The following is a 357-nucleotide window of genomic DNA, read 5'->3' on the forward strand; positions in this document are numbered from 1 at the left end:
AAACGAGAAGGGTACACATGGCTCAAGATCTTTCGGGAAAAGTCGCCGCAGTCACCGGCGCGGCATCGGGCATCGGCCTCGAATGCGCCAGGGCCATGCTGGCGGCGGGCGCCCGCGTCGTGCTGGTCGACAGGGCAGGGGACAAGCTCAAGGAGATTGTCGGCGAACTCGGCGACAACGCGATCCCGCTGGTGGTCGACCTCACCAGTCCCGCCAGCGTGGCGACCATGCTGCCCGGCATCCTCGACAAGGCCGGTCAGCTCGACATCTTCCATGCCAATGCCGGCTCCTATGTCGGCGGCGAGATCCTCAACGGCGATCCCGACGCCTGGGACCGAATGCTGAACCTCAACATCA

The 357-nt window shown here is 64.7% G+C and carries 1 protein-coding gene; it reads left to right on the forward strand.

Going from position 1 to position 357, the window contains the following annotated elements:
• Positions 1–17: 17 nt before the first annotated feature.
• Positions 18–357, forward strand: a 340-nt coding sequence (locus EN851_RS34635; RefSeq protein WP_135931075.1) for an SDR family NAD(P)-dependent oxidoreductase, incomplete at its 3' end; no start/stop codon positions are given.

The organism is Mesorhizobium sp. M8A.F.Ca.ET.208.01.1.1 (assembly GCF_004791315.1).
Taxonomy (GTDB): Bacteria; Pseudomonadota; Alphaproteobacteria; order Rhizobiales; family Rhizobiaceae; genus Mesorhizobium.